The sequence below is a fragment of the Pseudomonas sp. NFPP12 genome (genome assembly GCF_900103205.1).
Classification (GTDB): Bacteria; Pseudomonadota; Gammaproteobacteria; order Pseudomonadales; family Pseudomonadaceae; genus Aquipseudomonas; species Aquipseudomonas protegens.
In genome coordinates this window covers 171,370-197,961 of the sequence record NZ_FMWW01000007.1, presented here as the reverse complement: position 1 = coordinate 197,961, position 26,592 = coordinate 171,370, and the positions used below count along the sequence as shown (strand labels likewise).

23 protein-coding genes and 1 pseudogene are annotated in these 26,592 nt (G+C 63.5%); 15 read left to right on the top strand and 9 right to left on the bottom strand.

Annotated elements, in window-relative coordinates:
* Positions 1–50 precede the first annotated feature (50 nt).
* From BLS75_RS28815 to BLS75_RS28800, 4 genes are all read right to left on the bottom strand, one after another.
* Positions 51–2,246 carry an ethanolamine ammonia-lyase gene (locus BLS75_RS28815; protein WP_011063690.1) on the bottom strand — a complete coding sequence of 732 codons (2,196 nt, stop codon included), beginning with the start codon at positions 2,244–2,246 and terminating at the stop codon, positions 51–53.
* 29 nt (positions 2,247–2,275) lie between these two features.
* Positions 2,276–3,712 (bottom strand): ethanolamine ammonia-lyase reactivating factor EutA, encoded by a 1,437-nt coding sequence (locus BLS75_RS28810; protein WP_072452893.1) that lies wholly within the window; start codon positions 3,710–3,712, stop codon positions 2,276–2,278.
* Between the two features lie 25 nt (positions 3,713–3,737).
* Positions 3,738–5,018 carry an ethanolamine utilization protein EutH gene (gene eutH, locus BLS75_RS28805; protein ID WP_011063688.1) on the bottom strand — a complete coding sequence of 427 codons (1,281 nt, stop codon included), beginning with the start codon at positions 5,016–5,018 and terminating at the stop codon, positions 3,738–3,740.
* A 177-nt stretch (positions 5,019–5,195) separates the two neighbouring features.
* Positions 5,196–6,716 (bottom strand): acetaldehyde dehydrogenase ExaC, encoded by a 1,521-nt coding sequence (locus tag BLS75_RS28800; protein WP_011063687.1) that lies wholly within the window; start codon positions 6,714–6,716, stop codon positions 5,196–5,198.
* A 375-nt stretch (positions 6,717–7,091) separates the two neighbouring features.
* On the opposite strand from BLS75_RS28800, the gene BLS75_RS28795 reads away from it, so the two are divergent.
* From BLS75_RS28795 to BLS75_RS28780, 4 genes are all read left to right on the top strand, one after another.
* On the top strand, positions 7,092–9,014 hold the full coding sequence (locus BLS75_RS28795; protein WP_072452895.1) for a sigma-54-dependent Fis family transcriptional regulator: 1,923 nt from the start codon (positions 7,092–7,094) through the stop codon (positions 9,012–9,014).
* Between the two features lie 121 nt (positions 9,015–9,135).
* Complete coding sequence (mpl, locus tag BLS75_RS28790; RefSeq protein WP_072452897.1) at positions 9,136–10,485, top strand: UDP-N-acetylmuramate:L-alanyl-gamma-D-glutamyl-meso-diaminopimelate ligase; 1,350 nt, start codon at positions 9,136–9,138, stop codon at positions 10,483–10,485.
* Complete coding sequence (gene ubiX, locus BLS75_RS28785; protein WP_011063684.1) at positions 10,482–11,114, top strand: flavin prenyltransferase UbiX; 633 nt, start codon at positions 10,482–10,484, stop codon at positions 11,112–11,114. Before mpl ends, ubiX begins: the two co-directional genes overlap by 4 nt.
* A complete protein-coding gene (locus BLS75_RS28780) occupies positions 11,107–11,394 on the top strand; it encodes a YceK/YidQ family lipoprotein (protein ID WP_011063683.1) in 288 nt (95 codons plus the stop codon). The genes ubiX and BLS75_RS28780 overlap by 8 nt, the downstream gene beginning before the upstream one ends.
* A gap of 60 nt (positions 11,395–11,454) precedes the next feature.
* On the opposite strand, the gene BLS75_RS28775 is transcribed toward BLS75_RS28780, so the two are convergent.
* From BLS75_RS28775 to BLS75_RS28765, 3 genes are all read right to left on the bottom strand, one after another.
* Entirely contained in the window at positions 11,455–12,096 is a 642-nt protein-coding gene (locus tag BLS75_RS28775) for an oxidoreductase (RefSeq protein WP_072453046.1), read from the bottom strand.
* A 28-nt stretch (positions 12,097–12,124) separates the two neighbouring features.
* The gene (locus BLS75_RS28770) at positions 12,125–13,843 is read right to left on the bottom strand and encodes a C13 family peptidase (protein WP_011063681.1); all 1,719 of its coding nucleotides are present in this window, start codon (positions 13,841–13,843) and stop codon (positions 12,125–12,127) included.
* Between the two features lie 103 nt (positions 13,844–13,946).
* On the bottom strand, positions 13,947–14,402 hold the full coding sequence (locus BLS75_RS28765) for a MaoC family dehydratase (protein ID WP_015637175.1): 456 nt from the start codon (positions 14,400–14,402) through the stop codon (positions 13,947–13,949).
* Between the two features lie 178 nt (positions 14,403–14,580).
* Here BLS75_RS28765 and BLS75_RS28760 point away from each other — a divergent pair, with 178 nt between their 5' ends.
* Genes BLS75_RS28760 through BLS75_RS28750 form a run of 3 tightly spaced genes read left to right on the top strand, consistent with a single transcriptional unit; the run spans position 14,581 to position 16,257 of the window.
* Entirely contained in the window at positions 14,581–14,943 is a 363-nt protein-coding gene (locus tag BLS75_RS28760; RefSeq protein WP_011063679.1) for a CidA/LrgA family protein, read from the top strand.
* Entirely contained in the window at positions 14,940–15,656 is a 717-nt protein-coding gene (locus BLS75_RS28755) for an LrgB family protein (protein ID WP_011063678.1), read from the top strand. The genes BLS75_RS28760 and BLS75_RS28755 overlap by 4 nt, the downstream gene beginning before the upstream one ends.
* 10 nt (positions 15,657–15,666) lie before the next feature.
* Complete coding sequence (locus tag BLS75_RS28750) at positions 15,667–16,257, top strand: LON peptidase substrate-binding domain-containing protein (protein WP_015637174.1); 591 nt, start codon at positions 15,667–15,669, stop codon at positions 16,255–16,257.
* A gap of 42 nt (positions 16,258–16,299) precedes the next feature.
* Here BLS75_RS28750 and BLS75_RS28745 read toward each other — a convergent pair whose 3' ends face one another.
* Entirely contained in the window at positions 16,300–17,616 is a 1,317-nt protein-coding gene (locus BLS75_RS28745) for a bifunctional DedA family/phosphatase PAP2 family protein (RefSeq protein WP_072452899.1), read from the bottom strand.
* Between the two features lie 45 nt (positions 17,617–17,661).
* Positions 17,662–18,348 carry a DNA-3-methyladenine glycosylase gene (locus BLS75_RS28740; protein WP_011063675.1) on the bottom strand — a complete coding sequence of 229 codons (687 nt, stop codon included), beginning with the start codon at positions 18,346–18,348 and terminating at the stop codon, positions 17,662–17,664.
* 176 nt (positions 18,349–18,524) lie between these two features.
* Here BLS75_RS28740 and BLS75_RS28735 point away from each other — a divergent pair, with 176 nt between their 5' ends.
* From BLS75_RS28735 to BLS75_RS28700, 8 genes and pseudogenes are all read left to right on the top strand, one after another.
* Positions 18,525–19,790: a glutamate-5-semialdehyde dehydrogenase gene (locus BLS75_RS28735; RefSeq protein ID WP_011063674.1), complete on the top strand. Its 1,266-nt coding sequence runs from the start codon at positions 18,525–18,527 to the stop codon at positions 19,788–19,790.
* Complete coding sequence (gene nadD, locus BLS75_RS28730) at positions 19,790–20,434, top strand: nicotinate-nucleotide adenylyltransferase (protein WP_011063673.1); 645 nt, start codon at positions 19,790–19,792, stop codon at positions 20,432–20,434. The genes BLS75_RS28735 and nadD overlap by 1 nt, the downstream gene beginning before the upstream one ends.
* 75 nt (positions 20,435–20,509) lie before the next feature.
* Positions 20,510–20,917, top strand: a pseudogene (rsfS, locus tag BLS75_RS28725) (ribosome silencing factor); the annotation flags it as partial.
* Positions 20,918–20,926: 9 nt separating this feature from the next.
* Complete coding sequence (gene rlmH / locus BLS75_RS28720) at positions 20,927–21,394, top strand: 23S rRNA (pseudouridine(1915)-N(3))-methyltransferase RlmH (protein ID WP_011063671.1); 468 nt, start codon at positions 20,927–20,929, stop codon at positions 21,392–21,394.
* Between the two features lie 12 nt (positions 21,395–21,406).
* The gene (mrdA, locus tag BLS75_RS28715; RefSeq protein WP_011063670.1) at positions 21,407–23,302 is read left to right on the top strand and encodes a penicillin-binding protein 2; all 1,896 of its coding nucleotides are present in this window, start codon (positions 21,407–21,409) and stop codon (positions 23,300–23,302) included.
* 31 nt (positions 23,303–23,333) lie between these two features.
* Complete coding sequence (rodA, locus tag BLS75_RS28710) at positions 23,334–24,437, top strand: rod shape-determining protein RodA (protein ID WP_015637169.1); 1,104 nt, start codon at positions 23,334–23,336, stop codon at positions 24,435–24,437.
* 17 nt (positions 24,438–24,454) lie between these two features.
* Positions 24,455–25,465: a lytic murein transglycosylase B gene (gene mltB / locus BLS75_RS28705; protein ID WP_011063668.1), complete on the top strand. Its 1,011-nt coding sequence runs from the start codon at positions 24,455–24,457 to the stop codon at positions 25,463–25,465.
* Positions 25,465–26,463, top strand: coding sequence for a septal ring lytic transglycosylase RlpA family protein (locus BLS75_RS28700; RefSeq protein ID WP_011063667.1), 999 nt, complete (start codon positions 25,465–25,467; stop codon positions 26,461–26,463). The genes mltB and BLS75_RS28700 overlap by 1 nt, the downstream gene beginning before the upstream one ends.
* The last annotated feature ends 129 nt before the right edge of the window (positions 26,464–26,592 follow it).

Sequence of the window (26,592 nt, the reverse complement as noted above, 5' to 3'; positions counted from 1 at the left end):
TCAGTCTCCGTTTCAACGATGTAGGGGCGTTGCCGAGTGCTGGCGGATCATCAGGATGCCACCTTCTTCAGCAGGTTTTCCAGACGGTTGCCGGCAGCCCGGTGATGGAGGATGGCAAAGGCCTTTTCCGCCACCAGGCTGCCGCCTTCCAGCGGCGGCAGGCCACCGCTGTAGATGTTCGAGATCACGGTGTATTCATAGCGAATGTCGGCATTGCCGCTGAACTGGGCGGCGGCGCGGCGGGCCTGCTCGTCCGGCAGGCGGTAGCCCAGGTAGGCGGACATGCTCCGTGAGGCCAGGGCATCGCCGCCGGGCCGCTCGCCGATCAGCACGATGATCAGCTGGGGTTGCAGGGCCTCGCCCACCGATTCCGCCAGCTTGACCCGGCCATAGGGCGCGAGGATCGGCTGGCCGATGCGCAGCTCGCGGCTGTGCAAGCCGTCCAGCAGCACCGGCAGCAGCTCGGGAATGTTGTGGTGGATGGCCTCGGCACTGAGGCCGTCGGAAATCACGATCTGCACGTCGTTGTATTCTGGTTTAAGGCGCCGCAGCACTTCCTCGGTCAGCCGCGCGCCCAGCTCCGGGTCTTGCAGATGGGCCAGCTTGTCCGGGGCGGCGGTGCGCAACTCACGCAGGGGAATGGCGCCGATTTCGCTGGGGCGCAAGTCGACGTAGATTGCCTCGCGGGCCACTGCCAGGTTGGCGCGTACAGTACGCGACACGCTGTTGGCCGGGCGCGGCCCGGCGTTGTCGAAGCCGTAGGTGGCCGGGGTGGATTCCAGCAGGCGCTGGAAGTCGATGTCCGACTGGCAGAAAATCCTCGGGTTGCCCCAGTTCGGCCCGCGTTCCACGTTGCCGTGGGCGTCTTCCTGGAAAATCCCCTTGCCCAGGGCCCAGCGCAGGTATTCCGGGGCCGGTGCCAGGTCGTGCACCTCGCGCAGGGTCTGGTTGTCGTGGGCGCTGGTGTCGAAGTAGGCGAGCATGCGGTCGGTGCTCAGGTACACGTCCATGAAGAAGTTGGCCCCGGCCGCGGTCAGCAACTCGGTGGCCATCTGCTGGCCTTCCAGGGTTACTTGCGAGTGCAGGGTGTAGCAGGGGGCCATGCCCATGGGCAGGCCCAGCAACTTGCCCATGAACTGGTCCTGCAGGCAGGAATAGGTCATCTCGAAGTTGTCGAGGTGGGTTTCCGGGCCGATGAAGCCGGTGACGTTGTTTACCATGTACGGCCGGTAGCGCCGGGCAAGCCCGTAGCACAGGGCTTCGCAGGTGGTCATGTCGATGCCTTCGTGCTTGCCGTAGGTCAGCTCGCTGCCCTGGCCAGTCTCGAAGTACATGAAGTTTTCCGCCACGTCCCGCAGCGGGCCGCGCTCGGCCATGGTCTGCCAGGCCTGGTCCAGCAGTTGCACGGTAACGTCGAACTCGTCGGTCAGGGTACGTTCGGTGCCCGCCAGGCTCTGGAACATGATCTCCACTGGAGCGCCCTGGTCGAGGCAGGCCAGTTGGGTCTTGATATGGGACAGCACGCAGATTTGGGTGGGTGCTCCGGTTTCCCGGCGCAGCTTGTCCAGGTGGTGGAGCGTGGCGCTGATGTTGTCCACGGTATCGATGGCCGGGTTGAGGCCGATCAACGCGTCCCCCGAGCCCATGCTCAGGCCGGTGTAGACCAGCAGGGTGATGCCGCTGAGGTTGTCGGTGGGATGGTTGGGCTGCAAGCGCGACGACAGGGTGCCGGGCAGGCCCACCAGGGTTCGGGCCTTGGCGGCCGCGCCACTCTTGAGCTTTTTCGACAGCAGGATCAGTTCATGCACATCCAGCAGCTTGGCCAGGGCGGCCACCATCACCCCGGTCAGGGCGCGGCCGATGCGGCGTATTTCGGTGCCGTGGCTGCGCAGCAGGCGATCTTTCAGGGCGCCCAGGGTAAGAGGGGCGATTTCCCCGAACACTTCGTGGTCGATGTCGTAGTTGACCTGCATGACACTGTCGATATGGCCGTGGCGGTCGGTCAGCGGGTGCTGGAAATAGTGATCCAGGGTCAGTTCCGAGAGCACCTTGCGCGCTGCTTCGCGAGTGATTTCATCCACGGCGGCCAGCCCCGCCACACGGTCCCCGGCCTTGCTGATGTCGGCGGCGCCGAGCACCGCCTTGAGGCTGTCGAAGGCGATCTGGCGATCCAGCACCCGGGTGCTGTAGCCACGTTCGGCCGGGACGACGGGAAGGCGGATGTGCTGCAGTTCGGTGAGTGACATGGCAAGACTCTCCTTGGCCGGCATCGGCATCAGTGCACACCGTAAAAGGCGACGGGCACTATGTGCTGATGGGGTGTTCCCAGATTGATGAAGTGCGCCGAGCGTTCACGTACTTCGTCGATGACGATCAGGTTGCAAGAACTGCGCCCCCAATCCGTGGCGTAGTTGCCCAGGACCTTGCCGACGTTGCTCTCCAACAGCAGCACCAGCGGCCATTGGGCTGCCGGGCGGGCAGTGCCCAGGGCCCGGCACAGCAGGGCGCCGAGGTGGCGTATTTCTTCCAGGCCCGGCGCCTGGCCGCCATCGAGCAGTTGCAGGCAGGCACCGTCGCGGCTGCTCAGGGCCAGTTTCAGGGCCGCCTCCAGTTGCTGCCGGGAGGCGCGCACCGATAGACGGGCCACGATGGGCAGGTCCTTGAGCGGCAGTGCTTCGGGCCGGGGCAGGAACAAGGTGCTGCCGGAGATTTCGGTGTTGTGCAGGGTCAGCCCGTAGACCGTGGCCCGGCCACGGTTTTCCGGGACCAGGCGGCGGGCGTCACGCACCAGCCGCGGCTGGCGGGCAATGGCCAGGGCCAGGTCGATGCCCAGGTCGCCGTAGTGGGTGGTGCCGGGCAGGGTTTCACCCTGCAAGTGCCGATACAGCAACTCGCCGACGCCACCGGAAAAGGTCAGCGCCACATCAGGTTCGTGAGCCGGCAGGTTCAGCGGCAGTTGCTCCGTCAACCGGCCCAGCGGGCTGGCAAAGAACGCTCGGTCCCCCGACACGAGCGCCAGCAGGGCGTCGATGTACCAATCCAGCACGGCCTGCAGTTGTGAGCTGTCGAGGAGTTGCCCGGATGTTTTGCCAATCGCCAGGTGATCGAGCAGGGCCCGGCCGAACTCCGACATTCCGCTGAGCCGATAGCTGCCCGGCTCGAATTGCAGGTGCCGGGCACCGATGAAATGGCAACCGCTGGCCAGCACATTGCCCTCCAGGCCCCAGGCGGCATTGGTGGTGCCACCGCCGATATCCAGGTTGAGCATGGGCTGCTGCGCGTGAAAGCGGCTCAGGGCCGAGCAACTGCCCATGAACGCCAGCCAGGACTCCAGGCCGCCATCGTCGGCACGGGTGATCAGTGCGTTACCGATCAGTTGCCCCACCAGTTGCGCCAGGGCCTGGGCGTTGTGCCGACGGGCCGCCAGCCCGGTGATGATCACCCCGCCGGAAAACAACTGCTGCGGACGCACGTCCGCCTGTTCAAGCCAGGTTTCGATCAGGCCGCGGATCGCGGCTTCATCGATGACCTCATCCTTGAAGGGCGTGAACACCGGGTCGCCGCGAAACAGCACCCGGGGTTCGTTGAGGGCCATGCGCCCGGTGATGCAGTGGCTGCTGAGGCTGGCCTGGGCAATCAGCACGCTGCTGGTGGTGGACCCGAAGTCCAGCCCCAGCAGCAAGACCTGGGCGCCGCCGGTGAAGGCTTGCATGCAGGCGTTCCTCGCCGCGACGGAGTCAGGCCGTGGCCTTCTGGCCTGCCGGTTCCGGGGTTTCCAGGGCCGTGCCGCCCAGGTACTCGCCTTCGCCGATGATTCCGGCAGCCCGGTCCTGGGCTTCCAGTTGCAGGGCCTTGGGCACCGACAGCCAATAGGCCAGTCCCACCGCGACGAAGCCGGCGCTGATTTTGCCGATCAATACCGGGAGGATGATGGTCGGCTGGAAGTTGGCGGTGAAGGACAGGTGGTCCCCCAGCAGGAAGGCGGCGCAGACACCGAAGGCGATGTTCACCACCTTGTCCTTGGGCGGCATGAAGCGCACCAGGCGGAACATGGCCAGGATGTTGGCGATGGTGGCCAGCATGCCGGCACTGCCTACCGCGCTGAGGCCGATCTTGCCGCCGAGGTTTTCCAGGGGCTTGCCCAGGTACTTGCGCAGCAGGTAGACCATGGGGAAGGCGCCGGCCAGCATGATGCCGATGTAGCCGGCGGTTTCCAGGGCGCGGGTCTGGTCCTCTGCGTCGGCGATGATCGGGTGGAAGCCCCAGCCGCCGAACACCGCGGAGAAGGCCCCGGTGAAGTACTCGACGATGGAGAACACCAGTACCAGCTTGATCGCCGCGTCCATGGCCCGGCCGAAGATGATGAAACCCTTGATCATCATGTCCGGCAAAAAGCGCAGGCCCAGGGCCAGGGCCACGACGAAGATCAGGATCGGCAGCAGGTTGGCGAAGATGCTGCCCAGGCCCAGGGCCAGTTGGTAGCTGGCTTCGCCGCTGGTGCTGACCAGTTCGCGTACCTGCGGGTTGCTGAAAGCCAGGATCAGGCTGGCGATCATTACGCCCACGGGAATGGTGAGGATCCCGGACATGATCCCCAGGGCCATGTACTTGTGGTCGCGCTTGTCGAGCATCGCCAGGCCCATGGGGATCGAGAAGACGATGGTGGCGCCACCCATGAAGCCGGTGATCAGCGCCATTACCAGCGCTTCCTTGCTGGCGGCCAGGGCCGAGGCCAGCTGATAGCCGCCCATGTCCGAGGCGATGATCATGGTCGCCGCCAGGGCCGGATCGGCTCCCAGGGAATTGAAGAACGGTCCGAAGACGGTTTCGATGACCACGGTGAGATAGGGGATGGAGGCCATGATGCCTGCGGCCGGCACGAAGATGTAGCCGGTGGCGTGAATGCCTTCCATGAATTCCTTGCCCAGGCCTCGCTCGCTGTCATAGATGGCGGCGAAGGCGCCAAGTACGGCGCAGAGCATGATGAGGTAGAGCACGTAGTTGCCGATCTGATCCATTGCGTTTGTCCCTTGTTATTGTTTTTCAAGCAGGGTCTGTGCACGACTGGTTTGGCGCAGAACTTCCGACAGCAGTGTCCCGTCCGGCAAGCCGTCGGCACCGGATCAGAGCAGGTGAACCTGTGCGGCAAGGCCGCGAAAAGGCCTCCCGGCGGCCTGGGCCGCCGGGAGGATCGATCAGAAGAAGCCCAGCGGGTTGATGTCGTAGCTCACCAGCAGGTTCTTGGTCTGCTGGTAGTGGTCGAGCATCATCTTGTGGGTTTCACGGCCGACGCCGGATTTCTTGTAGCCACCGAACGCGGCGTGGGCCGGGTACAGGTGGTAGCAGTTGGTCCACACGCGGCCGGCCTTGATCCCGCGGCCCATGCGGTAGGCACGGTTGATGTCGCGGGTCCAGACCCCGGCACCCAGGCCGAACTCGGTGTCGTTGGCGATCGCCAGGGCTTCGGCTTCGTCCTTGAAGGTGGTGACGCTGACCACCGGGCCGAAGATTTCCTCCTGGAACACGCGCATCTTGTTGGTGCCCTTGAGCAGGGTCGGCTGGATGTAGTAGCCGCTGGACAGGTCGCCCTCGAGTTTTTCCACCTTGCCGCCGGTGAGCAGCTGCGCACCTTCGTTCTTGGCGATGTCGAGGTAGGAGAGGATCTTGTCGAACTGCTGCTCGGAAGCCTGGGCGCCGACCATGGTGTCGGTGTCCAGTGGGTCGCCACGCTTGATCTGCTCGATCTTCTTCATCACCACTTGCATGAATTCGTCGTAGATCGATTCCTGCACCAGGGCGCGGGATGGGCAGGTGCAGACTTCACCCTGGTTGAAGAATGCCAGCACCAGGCCTTCGGCGGCCTTTTCGATGAACTTGGGCTCGGCCTGCATGATGTCTTCGAAGAAGATGTTCGGCGACTTGCCGCCCAGTTCCACGGTGGACGGAATGATGTTCTCGGCGGCGCACTTCATGATGTGCGAGCCCACCGGAGTCGAGCCGGTGAAGGCGATCTTGGCGATGCGCTTGCTGGTGGCCAGGGCTTCGCCGGCTTCGCGGCCAAAACCTTGCACCACGTTGAGTACGCCGGGTGGCAGCAGGTCGCCGATCACTTCCATGAGCACGGTGATGCCCAGCGGGGTCTGCTCGGCGGGCTTGAGTACCACGCAGTTGCCCGCTGCCAGGGCCGGGGCGAGTTTCCAGGCGGCCATCAGGATCGGGAAGTTCCACGGAATGATCTGCCCGACCACGCCCAGGGGTTCATGGATGTGATAGGCCACGGTGTTGCCGTCGATTTCCGCAGCGCTGCCTTCCTGGGCCCGCAGGCAACCGGCGAAGTAGCGGAAGTGGTCGGCGGCCAGGGGAATGTCGGCGTTCAGGGTTTCGCGCACGGCCTTGCCGTTGTCCCAGGTTTCGGTGATGGCCAGCAGTTCGAGGTTCTGTTCGATGCGGTCGGCAATCTTCAGCAGGATCAGCGAGCGCGCCTGCACCGAGGTCGCGCCCCAGGCGTCAGCGGCGGCATGGGCGGCGTCCAGGGCCTTGTCGATGTCTTCGGCAGTGGAGCGGGGGAATTCGGCAATCGGCTGGCCGTTGACCGGCGAGGTGTTGGTGAAGTACTGGCCTTTGACAGGCGCGACGAACTCGCCGCCGATGTAGTTACCGTATTTGCTCTTGAACGAAACGATAGCGCCTTCAGTACCGGGGTGTGCGTAACGCATGGTGGGTATCTCCTGGCTTTTATGCTTATGGGGGAGGACGCGCCGTAGCGCATATCAAGCGTAGAGCAAAGGTCGGGCCAGCGTGCTACAGGCCATATGCATCAAGGGTTTGCGGATGTTTCGAGAGGGCCGCTACGGGGCGCTGTGACGGATCCGGTACAGGCTTGAGTGACAGTTTGTAACCTAAGTGGCACAACCTGTGACTCGGGAGTCAAGCCGGCATTGCAATGCAGCAGCGCCTGGAGGATGCTGGTTCGCGTGTCGAATCTTGTCGGACAAGTCTGATGAGCATTCCTCCTTCATAGTCGATTGCAGCCCGGCAGTGGCGACAGTATTTCGTCTGAGCGTGACAGCGCAGCAGGAGAATAATAAGAAATGCACACTAGCAATTACTTGAGCCGGCATGCCCAGCAGGTGCTCACCGTGGCCCAGGGCAAGGCTCATTTGCAGGGCCCGGGCAGCGATCCTTCCATTGCCCGCTCCTGGCTGCGCTGCCTCGAGGACTATCATCTCGACCCGGCCCAGGTCATGGCCCCTACGGTGCTTGAACATGGCCGCCTGTTGGAGAGCCGCGAGCGCCTGCAAGATGTCTTGCAGATAGCCGGCACCGAGATGGCCAACCTGCACCAACAACTGTCCGGCGCCGGGCATGCGGTGCTGCTGACCGATGCCCGGGGCGTGATCCTCAACTGCATTACCGCCCCCAGCGAACGCAAGATCTTCGAGCATGCCGGACTGTGGCTGGGCGCCGATTGGAGCGAGGCCCGGGAGGGCACCAACGGCATCGGCACCTGCCTGGTGGAGCGCCAGCCGCTGACCATTCACCAGGGCGAGCATTTCCGCGGCCGGCACACCGGCCTGACCTGCTCTGCGAGCCCGGTGTTCGACCCCCATGGCGAGTTGCTGGCGGTGCTGGATGTGTCGTCGGCGCGCCAGGACGTGTCCCGGCAGAGCCAGTTCCACACCATGGCCCTGGTCAACCTGTCGGCGAAGATGATCGAGAGCTGCTATTTCCTGCGTTATTTCGAGAACCAGTGGCTGCTGCGCTTTCATCTGCAGGCGGAGTCGGTGGGGCTGTTCAGCGAGGGCCTGCTGGCGTTCGATGGCGATGGCCGGATCTGTGCGGTGAACCAGAGCGCCCTGAACCTGCTGGGGCATATTCGCGGCGGGTTGCTGGGCAAGCCGGTGGAAAGCTTTTTCGACTGCTCCCTGGATGAACTGCTCGGCCGCGCCAGTATCAATGCCAGCGCCAGTTGGCCATTGCGCACCCGGGACGGGCGACGCCTGTTCGCCTTGTTGCGCGGCCAGCCACAGCCGGCCGCACAACCAGCGGTGCTGCGGGCACCGCAGGCCATTGCGCCGGCGCGGCCCTCGGGGATCTGCCTGGGGGATGACGGCCTGCAGAACGATTTTCGCCGCGCCTCGCGAGTGTTCGAGCGCGATGTGCCGTTGCTGATCAATGGCGAGACCGGCTCCGGCAAGGAGGCCTTCGCCAAGGCGGTGCACCAGGGCAGCGCGCGGGCGGACAAGGCCTTTGTCGCGCTCAACTGCGCGGCTATCCCGGAAAGCCTGATCGAGAGCGAGCTGTTTGGTTATCGCGGCGGCAGCTTTACCGGGGCGCGCAAGGAGGGCATGCGCGGCAAGTTGCAGCAGGCCGACGGCGGTACCCTGTTCCTCGATGAAATCGGCGATATGCCCCTGGCCCTGCAGACCCGTTTGCTGCGGGTACTGGAGGATCGGCTGGTGGTGCCGATCGGCGGCGAGCCGCAACCGGTCAACGTGCGCATCATCAGCGCGACCCACCGTGACCTGCTGGAGCGGGTGCGCGACGGTAGCTTCCGTGAGGACCTGTATTACCGGCTCAATGGCCTGGAGATCGCCTTGCCGGCCTTGCGCGATCGCAGCGACAAATCCCAGTTGCTGGATTTCCTCCTGGCCGAAGAGGCGGGCGGCCAGCCGGTGATGCTGGAGGACGCGGTGCGCCAGAGCCTGTTGAGTTATTCCTGGCCGGGTAACGTGCGGCAATTGCGCAACGTGCTGCGCACCCTGGCGGCCTTGTGTGAAAACGGCCGCATTGGCCTGGATGATCTGCCGCCGCTGATCCGCCACAGCCGCCCGGCGCCGCTGGGCGAAGCGGTAGCAGAGGTGCTGGAGCGGCCACTGGAGGACGCCGAGCGGGTGGCGTTGCTGGCGGCCCTGGAGCAGCAGCGCTGGCACATGACCCATACCGCCGAGCAGTTGGGCGTGAGCCGCAACACCCTCTATAGAAAGCTGCGCAAGCACGGCATCGCGCGCTAGTCCGAGCTGGCGGCCCGTCGGGCTTGCGCCAGCGCAGGCCAGCAGCAACCTCCCGGTCAGCTAATGGGTGCGATTTGCAGCCCTCTACGCTAACCTGCGCCGATGTTTTTCGAGGTCGACTATGCACATCCATATTCTCGGTATCTGCGGCACTTTCATGGGGTCGATGGCGGTTCTGGCCAAAGAGCTGGGCCATCACGTCACCGGTTCCGACGCTAACGTGTATCCACCCATGAGCACCCAGCTGCAGGCCCAGGGCATCGAGCTGACCCAGGGCTACGATCCTGCCCAGCTGGACCCGGCGCCGGACCTGGTGGTGATCGGCAATGCCATGTCCCGCGGCAACCCGGCGGTGGAGTACGTGCTGAACAAGGGCCTGCCCTATGTGTCCGGCCCGCAATGGCTGGCCGACCATGTGCTGCAGGGGCGTTGGGTACTGGCGGTGGCCGGGACCCACGGCAAGACCACCACCAGCAGCATGCTGGCCTGGGTCCTGGAGCATGCGGGCATGAGCCCGGGCTTCCTGATCGGCGGCGTGCCACAGAATTTCGCCGTCTCCGCGCGCTTGGGCGGTACGCCGTTCTTCGTGATCGAGGCTGATGAGTACGACAGCGCCTTCTTCGACAAGCGCTCGAAGTTCGTCCACTACCGCCCACGGACCGCGATCCTCAATAACCTGGAATTCGACCATGCGGATATCTTCCCTGATCTTCAGGCTATCGAGCGGCAATTCCACCATCTGGTGCGGACCATTCCCAGCGAAGGCCTGGTGATCCATCCCACCACCGAGCCTGCCTTGCAGCGGGTGATCGAGATGGGCTGCTGGACCCCGGTGCAGACTACCGGCGCTGGCGGCCAGTGGCAGGTCAAGTTGCTGAGCGCCGACGGTTCGGCCTTCGAGGTGATGTTCGAAGGCGTGAGCCAGGGCGTGGTGGAGTGGGAGCTGACCGGCCAGCACAACGTTGCCAATGCCCTGGCCACCCTGGCTGCGGCACGCCATGTGGGCGTGGTGCCGTCGATGGGCATTGCCGGCCTGAGCGCGTTCAAGAGCGTGAAGCGGCGCATGGAGAAAGTCGCCGAAGTGCATGGCGTGACCATCTACGATGACTTCGCCCATCACCCGACGGCCATCGCCACTACGCTGGATGGATTGCGCAAGCGGGTTGGCGATGCCCCGGTGATCGCCATCATCGAGCCGCGCTCCAACTCCATGAAGCTTGGCGCGCACCGCGATGGCCTGCCGGAAAGCGTCAACCAGGCCGATCAGGTGATCTGGTATGCCCCGGCCAACCTGGGCTGGGACCTGGCCGCCACGGCGGCCTTGTGCACGGTGCCGTCGATTGTCAGCGACTCTCTGGAAGGCATCATCGAGCGGGTGAAGAGCCAGGCCAAGCCGGGCACCCAGGTGGTGATCATGAGCAACGGCGGCTTTGGCGGCCTGCACGGCAAACTGGCCGAGGCGCTGCGATGAACAACGGCCCGGAACGCATCACCCTGGCCATGACCGGTGCCTCGGGCGCCCAGTACGGCCTGCGCCTGCTGGACTGCCTGGTGCGTGAGGACCGAGAGGTGCATTTTCTGATCTCCAAGGCTGCACAATTGGTCATGGCCACGGAAACCGATGTGACCCTGCCGCCCAAGCCGCAGACCATGCAGGCCTTCCTCACCGAATACACCGGTGCGTCGGCGGGGCAGATCCGCGTTTATGGCAAGGAGGACTGGATGTCGCCGGTGGCCTCGGGCTCCGGCTCGCCGGCGGCGATGGTAGTGGTGCCGTGCTCCACCGGCACCTTGTCGGCGATTGCCACCGGTGCCTGCAACAACCTGATCGAGCGCGCCGCGGACGTGACCCTCAAGGAGCGCCGGCAGTTGATTCTGGTGCCTCGCGAGGCGCCGTACTCCAGCATCCACCTGGAGCACATGCTCAAGTTGTCGAACATGGGCGTGACCATTCTGCCGGCCTCGCCGGGCTTCTATCACCAGCCGCAGACTATCGATGACCTGGTGGATTTTGTCGTGGCGCGGATTCTCAATCTGTTGAACATCCCGCAGGACATGTTGCCGCGCTGGGGCGAGCATCATCTGAGCAGCGATGAGTAAGTCCCTGCTGGTGCTGTTGGCCGCCCTGCAACTGGGCGGCTGTGCCACGGCCCGGACCTTGAATGCCGCCCAGCCCGGGGCGCCGGTGGTGTATTCGGGGACGCGCCTGGACTTGTATGCGATGCAGGGTGGGTGCTGCGCCATGGACCGCTTTGGCGCCGAGGCACCGAGCTATCCTGGCGTGGATCTGCCAGCCAGTGCCCTGCTCGATACCCTGTTGCTGCCGCTGTCGGTGCTGACGGTATTGGGGGTGGGGTTTCAGGCAACGGGCGGGTTGTAGTGCTTCGCCGGCAAGCCGGCTCCTACAGGTACGTGCAGGAGCGGCTTGCGGGCGAGCGATTCATTTGCCCAGCTTGCGTAGTTCGTCGGACTCGACGATCCGCGTGCCGGTCTGCTCTTCCAGGGCCAGGCGCCACATGGCCCGGGCCAGTTGGCAGGCTTCGATCCCGCGGTACTTGCCCGGTATCAGCCGCGACAGTGGTCCGGCCAGCTGTTCGCCCAGGCGCGGTTCGATGCGATCCCCCAGCAGCAGGGATGGTCGGCAGATGGTCAGTTGTGGCCAGCCCTGCAGTTTCAGCGCTTCTTCCATTTCACCTTTGACCCGGTTGTAGAAGATCGACGACTTGGGGTCGGCGCCCAGGGCGCTGATCACGATCAGGTGCCGTGCGCCCAGCTCCCGCGCGCGTTTGCCGAAGGCCACCACCATGTCCAGGTCCACCGCACGAAAAGCGGCTTCGGAACCGGCCTGCTTGAGGGTGGTACCCAGGCAGCAGAAGGCGATTTCCACTTTGCCGCTGAGTTGCGGCAGGAATACGGCGGGGTCGCCGACCGGGTTTTCCAGGCGTGGGTGTTCGCTCAGTGGGCGTCTGCTGGGTGCCAGAACACGGATAATGGTGGGCTCGTTGAGCAGACGATCGAGCAGTTGCTCCCCGGTCAGGCCGGAGGCGCCGGCGAGCAGGATATGCTGAGGCGTCAAGTACATGGTCATTCCCCCTTGATACTGTTTCAGCTTAGTTGCTCTGTGCTTCCTTGCTGCTTATAGAGACACTCTGCAGGGCCTTTCGTGCCTGCTGTTTGCGCAATTGTTGCCAATGGGCAATGACGCCTCTGGGCGCCCAGATCTGCGGTTCCGACGCTTCGAAGCCGTCTGCCTGCTCACGCTCGGCAACTATGCCCCGGGCCAGCTTGAATGCATGCTCAAGGTCGTCGGTCTGGTTCAGCGCCTGGGCGAACAGGGCATCGCCAAAGTAGGTGAAGTCGGCCTCTTCCGAGCAGCCGAAGGACACCCGGTCTGCCTGGGATGCGGTCATGATCAGGGTTCGCTCATCCTTGAGGGCCGGAATGAAGCCGCCGGAGTAGCAGGAAGAGATGACGATGATCTTGTCGCGGTTCTTCAGCGGGGCCAGGGCGGTGGCCAGTTCATCGGCGGGCAGGTCTGCCAGCTCCAGGCGCGGCTGGTCCAGCACCAGTTCGTGGGCGCTGGTGCCGTGGCTGGTGAGGTAGATGAACACCAGGTCTTCCGGGCCGCTGCGTTCGGCCAGGGTCTGGGCGGCGCGGCGCAGGTTTTCCCGGGTGGCCATGGGCCGGTTCATCAGGTGGTCGCGGTGATTGACCAGGCGGATCTGGCCGTAGGCGCCGAAGCGACTGGCGAGCATGTTGCTGACATAGTCGGCCTCGCGCAGGAACACGCTCTGCTTGCCGTCGCCGGCCAGAGTCAGGCTGTAGAGTTCGATGGCCGGGGTGGAGGCGGGCACCGTATCGAGGGCTTCCTTGAGCAAGCGGCCCTGGACCAGCAGCGCAGTTTCCAGCGGGTCTGGCAGTAGCTTGCCATCGGCGTCGCGAACCCGCAGGCCGTTGTTCCACACACCGCTTTGCACGCTGCCATCGCGCAGTACCAGCACGCCGTGGCCTTGGTAGTTGTCACTGTCGAAGCCGCCAACGTAGAAGCTGCCATCGCTGAGGTTGAGCCGCCCCTCACCGCTGAAGCGCCAGTCGCTGAAGGTGCCGACATAGTGGCTGCCGTCGGCGCCGGTCAGTTCGCCCTTGCCACTCAGGGCGCCTTCCTTGAACTGGCCGATCCAGACGTCGCCGTCGGAGTTTTCGTAGCGGCCCTTGCCGTTGAGCTGGTTGTGCTTGAAGCCGCCGACGTAGATGTCGCCTTCGGCACTGTTGAAGGTGCCGTTGCCTTCCAGCTGGCCGTTGACGAAGTTGCCGGTGAACTGGTTGCCGCTGGCGTCGCTGCGCTGGCCTTCGCCATTGGGCTTGCCCTTGGCGAACTGGCCCTGGTACTGGCTGCCGTCGTCCAGTTCCAGGCGCCCGAGGCCCGAATACAGGTCGGCCTTGAATTCGCCGCGGTAGGTCATGCCGTCTTCTTTGAGGGTGCCTTCGCCATCCCGGCGGCCGAGCTTGAAGCCGCCGCTGTAGCTGCTGTCCTTGGTGGTCAGCGTGCCCTGACCATGGAACAGCCCTTGCTGGAACTGGCCGCGATAGACCTCGCCGTTGCTGCCGTGCCATTCCCCCTGGCCATGCCACTGGCCCTTGTCGAACTGGCCGGCGTACCAACTGCCGTTGGGGTAGTCGATGCGCCCTTGTCCCTGGAGCAGGCCATTGACCAGGTCGCCTCGATAGCGCCCGCCGTCCGGCAGGCGGGCATCGGGCGGCAACAGCGATTCGCCGTCGCCACAGGCACTGAGCAATAGGGTCAAAACCAGGGGTGCAAGTGGGCGCATAACGGGTTCCGGATAATTAGGGGACCGAGTATGCCGCAGCGGTGTGTCTTATATATAGAGAGGTTGAGCGAAACAGCGTGAGCTGTTTCGCATCGGAGGGATTTCAGACGAAACAGAGCGACAGCGGCTCGGCGATATAGGCCGGTTTTTCCTGGCCGTCGATTTCCAGGGTGGCGGTCGCCTTGAGCAGCCACTGACCGGGTTTCTTTTCGGTGACTTCAGTCAGGTCGACCTTGAGCCGCACCTTGGAATTGACTGGCACCGGCTGGATGAAACGCACGCTGTCCAGGCCGTAGTTGACCACCATCTTCAGGCCCTGGGGCAGCACGAGGATGTCTTCCATCAGTTTGGGGATCAGCGACAGGGTCAGGAAACCGTGGGCAATGGTGCTGCCGAACGGGGTCTGTGCGGCCTTGACCGGATCCACGTGGATGAACTGGAAGTCACCGGTCGCCTCGGCGAAGAGGTTGATGCGCTCCTGGTCGATGGTGAGCCATGGGGAACGTCCGAGTTCCTTCCCGACATAATCTTTGAGCTCTGCAACAGGAACATGGGGCATTGAGACTCTCCTTGGATCAACGATTTATTAGTATTCGACGTTGTGTGGTGCGCTCTGAAACTTCCACTTTAGATCATCATGGCGATCCTTCCCGGTAAACATCCATGCTTTTGGCGAATGCCGGTTCATAGCACCTGCGTGCTTATAATGCGCGACGGGATCTGGCTGGAGAGGCGGTATGTTGTTACGCGGTTTGACATGGCTGGTGCTGTTCCAATTGCTCGGAACGGCGCTCAATCACCTGCTGTTGCCCGTGCTTCCCGGGCCCATCATCGGCCTGTTGCTGCTGCTGGTTTTCCTGGTGGTGCGCGGTGAAGTGGGCGAGCCGCTGAATCTCGCGGCTGGCAGCCTGCTGCGTTACCTGCCGCTGCTGCTGGTGCCGCCTGCGGTGGGGGTCATGGTCTATGCCCGGGACATCGCCGCGGACTTCTGGGCCATTACCGGCGCGCTGGTGTTGTCCCTGGTGATCTCGATGGCTTTTGTCGGCGTGCTGATGCAGCGCCTGGTCAAGCGCCAGGGCCGGCAGGAGGACAGTCAATGATCTTCGATTGGCAGGGGGCCTGGGCCGCGGTGATCCATCACCCGCTGTTTGGCATCGGCATCACGCTGGGTGCCTATCAACTGGTGCTGGCGGCGTTCGAGAAGACCCGCTGGATGTTCCTGCAGCCGGTGCTGGTGTCCATGCTACTGGTGATCGGCGTGCTGCTCGGCTGCGGCCTGAGCTATGCCGAGTACCGCAAGAGCACCGAAATCCTGAGCATTCTGCTGGGCCCGGCGACGGTAGCCCTGGCGGTGCCGCTGTACCTCAACCTGCGACGGATCCGCCAATTGTTCTGGCCGATATTGGCTACGCTGGTGGTGGGTGGCGTCGTGGCTACCAGCCTGGGCGTACTGCTGGGATGGTGGTTTGGTGCCGAGCACATGATCCTAATGACCATGGCGCCCAAGTCGGTGACCTCGCCCATTGCCATGCTGGTGGCCGAGCAGATTGGTGGCGTGGCGGCGTTGGCGGCGGTCTTCGTGCTGATTACCGGAGTGATCGGAGCGATATTTGGCCCGGGCCTGCTCAACCGTTTGGGGGTGCATGGCCCGGAAGCGCGAGGCATGGCCCTGGGCATGACCGCCCACGCAGTGGGCACCTCGGTGGCCTTGCAGGAAAGTGAGGAGTGCGGCGCCTTTGCGGCGCTGGCGATGAGTCTGATGGGCGTGGCCACGGCAGTGTTGCTGCCGTTGGCGGTGTCGTTGCTGGTTTAAGGAAGGAAGTATGAACCTGGCGCTTTTTCCTCTGAATACCGTGCTGTTTCCCGATTGCATTCTCGATCTGCAGATTTTCGAGGCGCGTTATCTCGACATGATCGGGCGCTGCATGAAGCAGGGCAGCGGGTTTGGGGTGGTGTGCATCCTTGAAGGGGAGGAGGTCGGGACGGCCGCCCAGGGCTATGCGCAAATTGGCTGTGAAGCCTTGATCACCGACTTCCACCAGCAGGACAACGGGCTGCTGGGAATCAGGGTCAGGGGCGGTCGGCGTTTTCGCATTCTGCAAAGCGAAGTGCAGAAAGACCAACTGACGGTGGCCCGGGTGCAATGGCTGGAAGAGGCCCCCGAGCAGCCGTTGCAGGATGAGGATGCGGACCTGATTGCGCTGCTCAAGGCCTTGGCCGAGCATCCGATGGTCGAGGCCCTGGATATGGGGGTCGAGGCTACGGGGCAGCTGTCACTGGCCAATCAGTTGGCCTACCTGCTGCCTTTTTCCGAACAGGACAAGATCGACCTGCTGCAACTGGATGACCCGCAGCAGCGTCTGGATGCCATCCAGCAGTTGCTGGACGAGCTGCAAGGCGAACTCTTCGCCTGAGCCGCAGCCTGTAGTGACGGCCGCAGCTTGCCTCTGGCGCCTTTAATAGGCGTACCGCAGCAGGGCGTGAGGCAAGTGCCGTGTCGCCATGTATCCGCACATCAACAGCATGACCGGCAGTAGTAGCCACCAGGCCCTGGCCGGCATCGGCTTGAGCGGGCCTTGCCATTGGCTCAGGGACAGGCTGGCGGCGCAGACACAGGCCGCGAGCATGGCGCCGGCGAGAATGTCGGTTGGCCAATGGGCCCCCAGATAGACCCGGGACAAGGCAATGGAGGCCGCCGGCAGGCAGCCCAGCAACAGCCAGGTCAGGCGCATGCGGGGTGGCTGGCCACGGCCGGCCAGAACTGCCAGGGTCAAGAACAGGGCGAAAGAGCCGGAAGAGTGACCGCTGGGCATGCTGAAACTGGTGAGAGGCTCGCTCAGCACTTCAGGGCGTACCCGTGCGAAGAACCATTTGCTGCCGGTGTTGGCCAGGGCAGTACACAGCAGGGTCGCTCCGGCGAACGCGGCCTGGCGCCATTGGCGCAGGGCCAGGAGCAGCAGGGTCAGCACTGCGCTGAGGATGAACATGGCGCGGAACTCGCCGATCTGGGTGACCATGACCATGATCTTGTCCAGAGCCGGGTCCCGGTGCTCCTGTACCAGGGCGATCAGGCCCTGGTCGAACTGCGTCAGGTACGGATAGCCGATGAACAGCCCTGCCAGAATCAGCAGGCTCAGGCCGGACATCAACAGGGTTGCCCGGCGATGACGCCGCAGGCTGCTGTTGACACTCAGGCCGACAAGCACCACCAGGCTGCCAATGACGATGCCCGCCTGGGGCCAGAAGCCTTCGGGCAGGGGCAGGCGAATCGCCGCACCCGTGGCCCAGCCCGGCAGCAGATAGGCCAACGACCAGCCCGCCGCCGCCAGCAGGCTGACAGCGAGAAAGCGTGGGAACGGCATGTCGAACATTCCAGCCACCATCGGCAGCATTGGCCGTAGCGGGCCGATGAAGCGGCCCACCAGCAGGCTGGCGATGCCATAGCGCTGGAAGTAGCTTTCCGCACCGCTGATCCATTCAGGGTGGTGACGAAGGCCGGGCAAGCGGCGAATGCCTTGGTGGAAATGCCGTCCCAGCAGATAGGACATCACGTCCCCCAGCAATCCGCCGGCAGCACCCAGGAGCAGGGTTTCCCCCAGTGACAGGGCGCCATTCCCGGCCAGTACCGCAATTGCGAACAGCAGGACCGTGCCCGGCACGATCAGGCCCACGATTGCCAGGCATTCCATGCAGGCCACGATGAACACTGCGGCTGCCAGCCATTGGGGGTTGCTGGTTAGCCAGGCGGTCACGCTGTCGAGCCATGGGCCCATAAATTCAACTCCGTTGTTGTTTTTTGCAGAGGTGGGACGGTGGCGTCAGCCGAGCACCAGGTAGTCGCGCCCTTCGACCTGGCCGCGACGCATTGGGTTGCGCGTGCAGTAGGGGGCGTAGGCGGCATCGACAAAGCGATACATCAGGTGTTCGTCACGCCCATGGGGGATGCCCAGGCGGGTGGTCTGGAGGATGTGTGGCACGGCGGCGCCCACATCTTCGACGAAGAGGATCTCGTGATCGAAGCGTTTCGCATCCCAGACCGGAACCTTCAGGCCCAGGGCCTTGCACAGCAGGGTCTGGCCGGCGCAGAGCTTTTGCGCGGGGCGCGGCCGGCCACTGGCGTCCGGATTGTTAAGCAGCATCTGCGCCAGGCTGGCAGGGCCGGAGACTTCATCGACCCAGGGATAGGCGGACTTGATCAGTACGGCATTGCCAGGGCCCCGGGCGCTGAAGTTCAGGGAGTCGCCGCCGCGGGCGTAGTACATATAGATGTGGCCGCCGTCCAGAAACAAAGCCTTACGCTTTTCTGTGTAGCCGAGGGAGGCGTGGCTGCCTTTTTCCTCGCAGTAATAGGCTTCGGTTTCGATAATGCGCGCGGACAGCCACAGATCGCCGACTTTATGGCGGATGACTTTGCCCAACAGTTCGCGGGCCAAAAGCTCGGCATCACGGTCGAAAAAGCCGTCCGGCAGGGCTTTTGGCAGTTTTGCAGAGGTCAGAATGGACATGGTGGCGAAGGGTTATGGCGGAAAAGGTGACGCAATGGTAACAACTCCAGGCTTAATTCAGGCTGAACGCTGGGTATTTGCACTCCATTTCGACCATCCGCCCGTGACCGCTGTCCGTGGGCCGGCGCGACAGCTATAATCAGCCGCTTTCCTCTTTGCCAAGACCACACCAGACCATGACTGAGTCCGTTCTTGACTACATGACCCGCCTGGGTCGCGCTGCCCGCCAGGCTTCCCGGGTGATCGCCCGTGCCACCACCGCGCAAAAGAATCGTGCGCTGCTGGCGGCTGCCGATGCGTTGGACGCGGCACGACCGGAACTGACTGCGGCCAACGAGCAGGACCTGGCCAACGGCCGGGCCAATGGTCTGGAGCCGGCTCTGCTGGATCGCCTGGCGCTGACCCCGGCGCGTATCGACGAAATGATCGAAGGCCTGCGTCAAGTGGCCAAGCTGCCTGACCCCATCGGTGAAATCCGCGACATGCGCTACCTGCCGTCGGGTATTCAGGTGGGCAAGATGCGCGTGCCCCTGGGGGTGATCGGCATCATCTACGAGTCGCGCCCGAACGTGACCATCGATGCGGCCAGCCTGTGCCTGAAGTCGGGCAACGCCACCATCCTGCGCGGCGGTTCCGAGGCGATCCATTCCAACCGCGCCATCGCCACCTGCATTCAGCAGGGCCTGGCGGCGGCCGACCTGCCGCCTCACGTGGTGCAGGTAGTGGAAACCACCGACCGCGCTGCGGTTGGAGCGCTGATCACCATGCCCGAGTTCGTCGACGTGATCGTGCCCCGTGGCGGCAAGAGCCTGATCGAGCGGGTCAGCCGTGACGCCAAGGTGCCGGTGATCAAGCACCTGGACGGCGTCTGCCACGTGTATATCGATGTCGCGGCGGACTTGGACAAGGCCATTCGCATTGCCGACAACGCCAAGACCCAGCGCTATGCACCGTGCAACACCATGGAAACCCTGCTGGTTCATTCCGCCATTGCCGAGCGCGTATTGCCGCCATTGGCCGCGATCTACCGCGACAAGGGCGTCGAGCTGCGTGGCTGTGCGCAAACCCGCGCACTCCTCGGTGCCGGTGTGTTGGAAGCAACCGAAGAAGACTGGCGCACCGAGTACACCGCGCCGATCCTCTCGATCCGCGTGCTGGACAATCTGGAGCAGGCCATCGAGCACATCAATACCTATGGCTCGCACCACACCGACTCGATCGTCACCGAAAACTTCAGTGACGCCCGGCGCTTCCTTAACGAGGTGGATTCCAGTTCGGTCATGGTCAATGCCTCGACGCGCTTTGCCGACGGCTTCGAGTACGGCCTGGGCGCGGAGATCGGCATTTCCACCGACAAGCTGCACGCCCGTGGCCCGGTTGGGCTGGAAGGGCTGACCAGCGAGAAGTACGTAGTCTTTGGCGACGGTCACGTGCGTACTTGATGGGCAAACGTATCGGTCTGCTGGGCGGCACCTTCGATCCAGTGCATATCGGCCACTTGCGTGGCGCGCTGGAGGTGGCGGAATCCATGCAACTCGATGAGCTGCGCCTGGTACCCAGTGCCAGGCCGCCCCATCGGGATACACCGCAGGTGTCGGCTCTCGATCGTCTGGCGATGGTCGAGTGTGCGGTGGCGGGCGTTTCACCCCTGGTGGTGGACGACCGTGAGCTGAAACGGGACAAGCCGTCCTACACCATCGACACCCTGGAACAGATGCGGGCCGAGCTGGCCGCAGATGACCAGTTGTTTCTGTTACTGGGCTGGGACGCGTTTTGCGGCCTGCCCACCTGGCATCGTTGGGAAGAGTTACTCCAGCATTGCCACATCCTGGTGCTGCAACGCCCGGATGCCGACAGCGAACCGCCGGATGCCTTGCGCAACCTGCTGGCAGCGCGTTCGGTGAGCGACCCTTTGGCCCTGCAAGGGCCTGGGGGACACATTGCATTCGTCTGGCAGACGCCGCTCGCGGTGTCCGCCACCCAGATCCGTCAACTGCTGGCCAGCGGTAAGTCGGTACGTTTCCTGGTGCCTGACGCGGTCCTGGCCTATATCGATGCACACGGGCTTTACCGTGCGCCGAACTGAAGGAGCGCTGCCGGCCTGTGCTGAGCGGCGTTCCAAACATACGAGCTAAACGAGTTTTATATGACTAACCAAGTAATGAAAGGCGAAGATCTGGTCAAGGTGGCTGTCGCCGCGCTGGAAGACGTCAAGGCCCAGGACGTCCTGGTGATCGATGTTCGCGACAAGCAGAGCATCACTGACTACATGATCATCGCTACCGGTACCTCCAACCGCCAGATCGGCGCGATGCTGGAAAAGGTCCGTGAAATGGTCAAGGCCCAGGGCGTGCGCCCATTGGGTGAAGAAGGCAAGGGCGACAGTGACTGGGTGCTGCTGGACCTGGACGACGTGATCGTGCACATGATGACCGCCTCGGCTCGTCAGTTCTACGACCTGGAGCGTCTGTGGCAGGGCGCCGAGCAGAGCCGCGCGGCCGATGGCAAGCACCACAGCCCGGAGCATGGCCACGAGCACTTCACCAAGCTCAACAAAGACCAGCAATAAGGGACGGCTGTGCGCCTGCGTCTGATCGCTGTCGGTTCACGCATGCCCAAGTGGGTGGAAGAGGGTTGGCACGAGTATGCCAAGCGTCTGCCATCCGAGCTGGCGTTGGAACTGGTGGAAATTCCGCTCAATACCCGGGGCAAGAACGCCGACGTGGCTCGCTTCATCCGTCAGGAGGGCGAGGCCATGCTGGCCAAGGTCGGGCATAACGAGCGCATCGTCACCCTCGAGGTGCATGGCAAACCCTGGAGCACCGAGCAACTGGCGGTGGAACTGGATCGCTGGCGTCTCGATTCGCGCACCGTGAATTTCATGGTCGGCGGCCCGGAAGGGCTGGCGCCGGAGGTCTGTGCGCGGGCGGATCAGCGCTGGTCGCTGTCGCCGCTGACCTTGCCGCACCCGCTGGTACGGATTCTCATCGGTGAACAGCTGTATCGCGCCTGGACCGTGCTGTCCGGGCACCCTTACCACAAGTAGCCCGCGCCCCTCATGTCCCAGCCGATCCGCATCAAGGACCACGAAAAAGACGCCCGTCTGGTGCGTGGCCGTGTCGTGTTCGGCGCCATCATGGTGGTTTGCCTGATCGGTGTGCTGATTGCCCGGCTGTATTACCTGCAGGTGATCCAGTACGACTATCACTCCACCCTTTCGGAGAACAACCGAGTCCACGTGCAGCCGATTCCACCGACTCGCGGGTTGATTTTCGACCGCAATGGCGTGGTGGTGGCGGACAACCGGCCCAGCTTCAGCCTGAGCATGACCCGCGAGCGCTCTGGCGACTGGCAGCAGGTGCTCGACGTGATCGTCGAGGTGCTGGAGCTGACTCCGGAAGACCGGGTGCTGTTTGAAAAGCGCATGAAGCAGGGGCGTCGGCCTTTCGAGCCGGTGCCGATCCTGTTCGAGCTGACGGAAGAGCAGATCGCCCGGATCGCGGTGAACCAGTTCCGCCTGCCCGGTGTGGAAGTGGTGGCCCAGTTGGTCCGGCATTACCCCCAGGGCGCGCATTTTGCGCACTCCGTGGGCTATATGGGGCGGATCAACGAGAAAGAGCTCAAGTCCCTCGATCCGGTGAACTACAGCGGCACCCACCATATCGGCAAGACCGGCATCGAGCGCTTCTACGAGCCTGAGCTGCACGGCCAGGTGGGTTACGAAGAGGTCGAGACCAATGCCCGTGGCCGGGTGCTGCGGGTGCTCAAGCGCACCGACCCGATTCCCGGCAAGGACATTGTCCTGAGCCTGGACATCAAGTTGCAGGAAGCCGCGGAACTTGCCCTGGGCGGGCGCCGTGGCGCGGTGGTAGCCCTGGATCCGAGTACCGGTGAAGTGCTGGCGATGGTCAGCCAGCCGAGCTTCGACCCCAACCTGTTCGTCACCGGCATCAGCTTCAAGGCCTATGCCGAGCTGCGCGATTCCATCGACCGGCCGCTGTTCAACCGGGTGCTGCGGGGCCTCTATCCGCCGGGTTCGACCATCAAGCCGGCGGTGGCCATTGCCGGGCTGGATGCCGGCGTGGTCACGGCTTCGACCCGGGTCTACGACCCGGGCTACTACCAGTTGCCCAACTACGACCACAAGTACCGCAACTGGAACCGTACCGGTGACGGTTATGTCGACCTGGATACCGCGATCATGCGGTCCAACGACACCTATTTCTACGACCTGGCCCACAAGCTGGGGATCGACCGGCTGTCCGCCTACATGAGCAAGTTCGGTATCGGCCAGAAGGTCTCTTTGGACATGTTCGAGGAGTCGCCGGGCTTGATGCCGACCCGCGAATGGAAGCGCGCCACCCGGCGCCAGGCCTGGTTCCCGGGGGAGACCCTGATTCTCGGGATCGGCCAGGGATACATGCAGTCCACGCCGTTGCAGCTGGCCCAGGCCACCGCCCTGGTCGCCAGCAAGGGCAAGTGGAACCGGCCGCACCTGGCCAAAAGCATCGAGGGCGAGAAGCCGGTGGATCACAACCCGATGCCGGACATTGTCCTGCGTGACCCCTCGGACTGGACGAAGGTCAACCATGGCATGCAGCAGGTGATGCACGGTGCCCGGGGCACCGCGCGCAAGGCTGCGGCCGGTTCGCCGTACCGGATTGCCGGCAAGAGTGGTACCGCCCAGGTGGTGGCGATCAAGCAGGGCGAGAAGTACGACCGCTCCAAGGTCCAGGAACGGCATCGTGACCACGCCTTGTTCGTCGGCTTCGCGCCGGCGGAAAACCCCAAGATCGTGGTCTCGGTCATGGTCGAGAACGGTGAGTCGGGCTCCGGCGTCGCGGCACCGGTAGTGCGTCAGGTGATGGACGCCTGGCTTCTCGGCCAGGACGGCCAGCTCAAGCCCGAGTTCGCCAGCCCTATCAGCGCGGAGGCTACGGCCCGTGAAGAGTAATTTTGACCGCATCCTCTCCAGTGAGGATGTGATGCGCCGTCGCGCGACGCTGTTGCAGCGCCTGCATATCGATGGCCCGCTGCTGGTGCTGCTGCTGACCCTGGCTGCCGGCAGCCTGTTCGTGCTGTATTCCGCCAGCGGCAAGAGTTGGGACCTGCTGGCCAAGCAGGCCACTTCATTCGGTATCGGCCTGGTGTCGATGATCGTCATCGCCCAGTTCGAGCCGCGCTTCATGGCCCGCTGGGTGCCGCTGGGCTACGTGTTCGGCGTGGTGCTGCTGGTGGTGGTAGATGTCATGGGCCACAACGCCATGGGAGCGACCCGCTGGATCAACATCCCCGGGGTGATCCGCTTCCAGCCATCGGAGTTCATGAAGATCATCATGCCGGCGACCATCGCCTGGTACCTGTCCAAGCGCACCCTGCCACCCCATCTCAAGCATGTGGGGATCAGCCTGGTGCTGATTGGCATTCCGTTCATCCTGATCGTGCGCCAGCCTGACCTGGGTACGGCCTTGCTGATCCTGGCCGGCGGCACCTTCGTGCTGTTCATGGGCGGCCTGCGCTGGCGCTGGATCCTCAGCGTGCTGGCGGCTGCGGTTCCCGTGGCCATCGCCATGTGGTTCTTCATCATGCACGACTACCAGAAGCAGCGGATCCTGACTTTCCTCGACCCGGAGAGCGATCCGCTGGGCACCGGCTGGAACATCATCCAGTCCAAGGCCGCCATCGGCTCCGGTGGGGTGTTCGGCAAGGGCTGGCTGCTGGGCACCCAGTCGCACCTGGACTTTTTGCCGGAGAGCCACACCGACTTCATTATCGCTGTCATGGGTGAGGAGTTCGGCCTGGTGGGCATCTGTGCGCTGCTGCTGATCTACCTGCTGCTGATCGGGCGCGGGCTGGTGATCACCGCCCAGGCCCAGACACTGTTTGGCAAATTGCTCGCGGGCAGCCTGACCATGACGTTTTTTGTTTACGTTTTCGTCAACATCGGTATGGTCAGTGGCTTGTTGCCGGTCGTAGGGGTGCCGTTGCCGTTCATTAGCTACGGAGGAACTTCGCTGGTGACGCTACTGTCAGCGTTTGGGGTTTTGATGTCGATCCATACCCATCGCAAGTGGATCGCGCAGGTTTGATTAAGGTGAAGAATTCAATGCAAGCAATGCGTGGCTGGGCCGCTCGGCAGGCGCCGTGGGTCGGTCTGGTAAGCATCCTTGGTGCAGCGCAGCCCGCGTTCGCCGGTGATTACGAAGGTTCGCCCCAGGTGGCCGAATTCGTGGGCGAAATGACTCGGGACTATGGTTTTGCCGGGGAACAGCTGATGGCTGTGTTCCGCGAGGCCGAGCGCAAGCAGTCGATTCTTGACGCCATTTCGCGGCCCGCCGAGCGGGTCAAGCAGTGGAAGGAATACCGGCCGATGTTCATCACCGACGCGCGCATTGCCCGCGGTGTGGATTTCTGGCGCCAGCATGAAGCGGTGCTGGCCCGCGCCGAGCAGGAATATGGCGTACCGGCCCAGGTAATTGTCTCGATCATCGGCGTTGAAACCTTTTTCGGTCGAAATACCGGGAATTACCGGGTGATCGACGCATTGTCCACCCTGGGGTTCGATTATCCACCCCGTGCCGAGTTCTTCCGCAAGGAACTGCGCGAGTTTCTGCTGCTGGCGCGTGAGGAGCAGGTCGATCCATTGAGCCTCAAGGGTTCCTACGCCGGAGCCATGGGCCTACCACAGTTCATGCCCAGCAGTTTTCGGGCTTATGCGGTGGACTTCGACGGTGACGGCCACATCAATATCTGGACCAACCCCGATGATGCCATCGGCAGTGTGGCCAGCTATTTCAAACGCCACGGCTGGGTGGCCGGCGAACCGGTGGTCAGTCGCGCCGATGTGCGTGGCGATCGGGTAGATGAAGGCTTGACCACCGGGATCGAACCGACGAAAACCGTCGGGGAGTTGCGGGCCCTGGGCTGGTCGAGTCATGATGCGCTGCGCGATGATATGCCGGTCACCGCTTTCCGTCTGGAAGGTGACAATGGCCCGGAATACTGGATGGGCCTGAAGAATTTTTACGCGATCACTCGCTATAACCGCAGCGTGATGTACGCCATGGCCGTACATCAGTTGTCTGAACAGCTGGTCCAAGCACGGGGCGTCAAGTAATGCTGGCAATGCCAATTCGCAAACCCCTGAAGCTGGTGGCTTTTGCCGCGTTGTCCTTGCTGGTGGTCAGTTGCTCGACGAGTCGCTCGCCGCAGCAGAAATCTTCCACCGCTGTGCGTTCCATGCCGGGCCTGGACGTCAACCGCGCCCACAAGGATGGCGCACCGTGGTGGGATGTCGACGTTTCGCGCATCCCCGATGCGACCCCGACCCTGCATACCGGCCCCTACAAGGCCAACCCCTACACGGTACTGGGCAAGACCTATTTCCCCATCCAGGAATCGAAGAACTACGTGGCCTCCGGCACGGCGTCCTGGTATGGCACCAAGTTCCACGGCCAGAACACCGCCAATGGCGAGGTCTATGACCTGTACGGCATGAGTGCCGCGCACAAGACCCTGCCGTTGCCCAGTTACGTGAAGGTCACCAACCTGGACAACAATCGCAGCGTGATCCTGCGGGTCAACGACCGTGGGCCGTTCTATTCCGACCGGATCATCGACCTTTCCTACGCCGCGGCCAAGAAGCTCGGCTATGCCGAGACCGGCACCGCCCGGGTCAAGGTCGAGGGCATCGATCCGCAGCAATGGTGGGCTCAGCGTGGCCGTCCGGCGCCGCTGATGCTCAACGAGCCGCAAGTGGCGCAGAATAGCGCGCCGGTGGTCACGGCCTCGGCCGGCACTGTCGAACAATGGACCCCGCCGCCCCAGCAGCACGCGGCGGCTGTGGTTCCCGTACAAGTGAAAAACACGGCAGCAGCTTCTGGCCAGTATCTGCAGGTGGGCGCCTTCGCCAACCCTGACGCTGCCGAGCTGTTGAGGTCGAAATTGAGTGGCATGGTGAGCGCCCCGGTGTTCATCAGCTCGATCGTCCGCAATCAACAGACGCTGCATCGGGTCCGCCTGGGGCCATTCGGCACGCCGGGTGAGGCCCAGCAAGCGCAGAACAGCGTACGCCTGGCGAACCTTGGGCAGGCCAGCGTGGTCTCTGCCGAGTAAGAATACTGAAGATTGAAGATCCGCTTGCGGTATTGGGGGGTGGGTCCTGGTTGTTGGCTCGTCGAACAACAAAAGCCCGGCAAGGGTCAGTGAGTGAACAACTGCACACGCGACAGCCCTTTAGAAGGC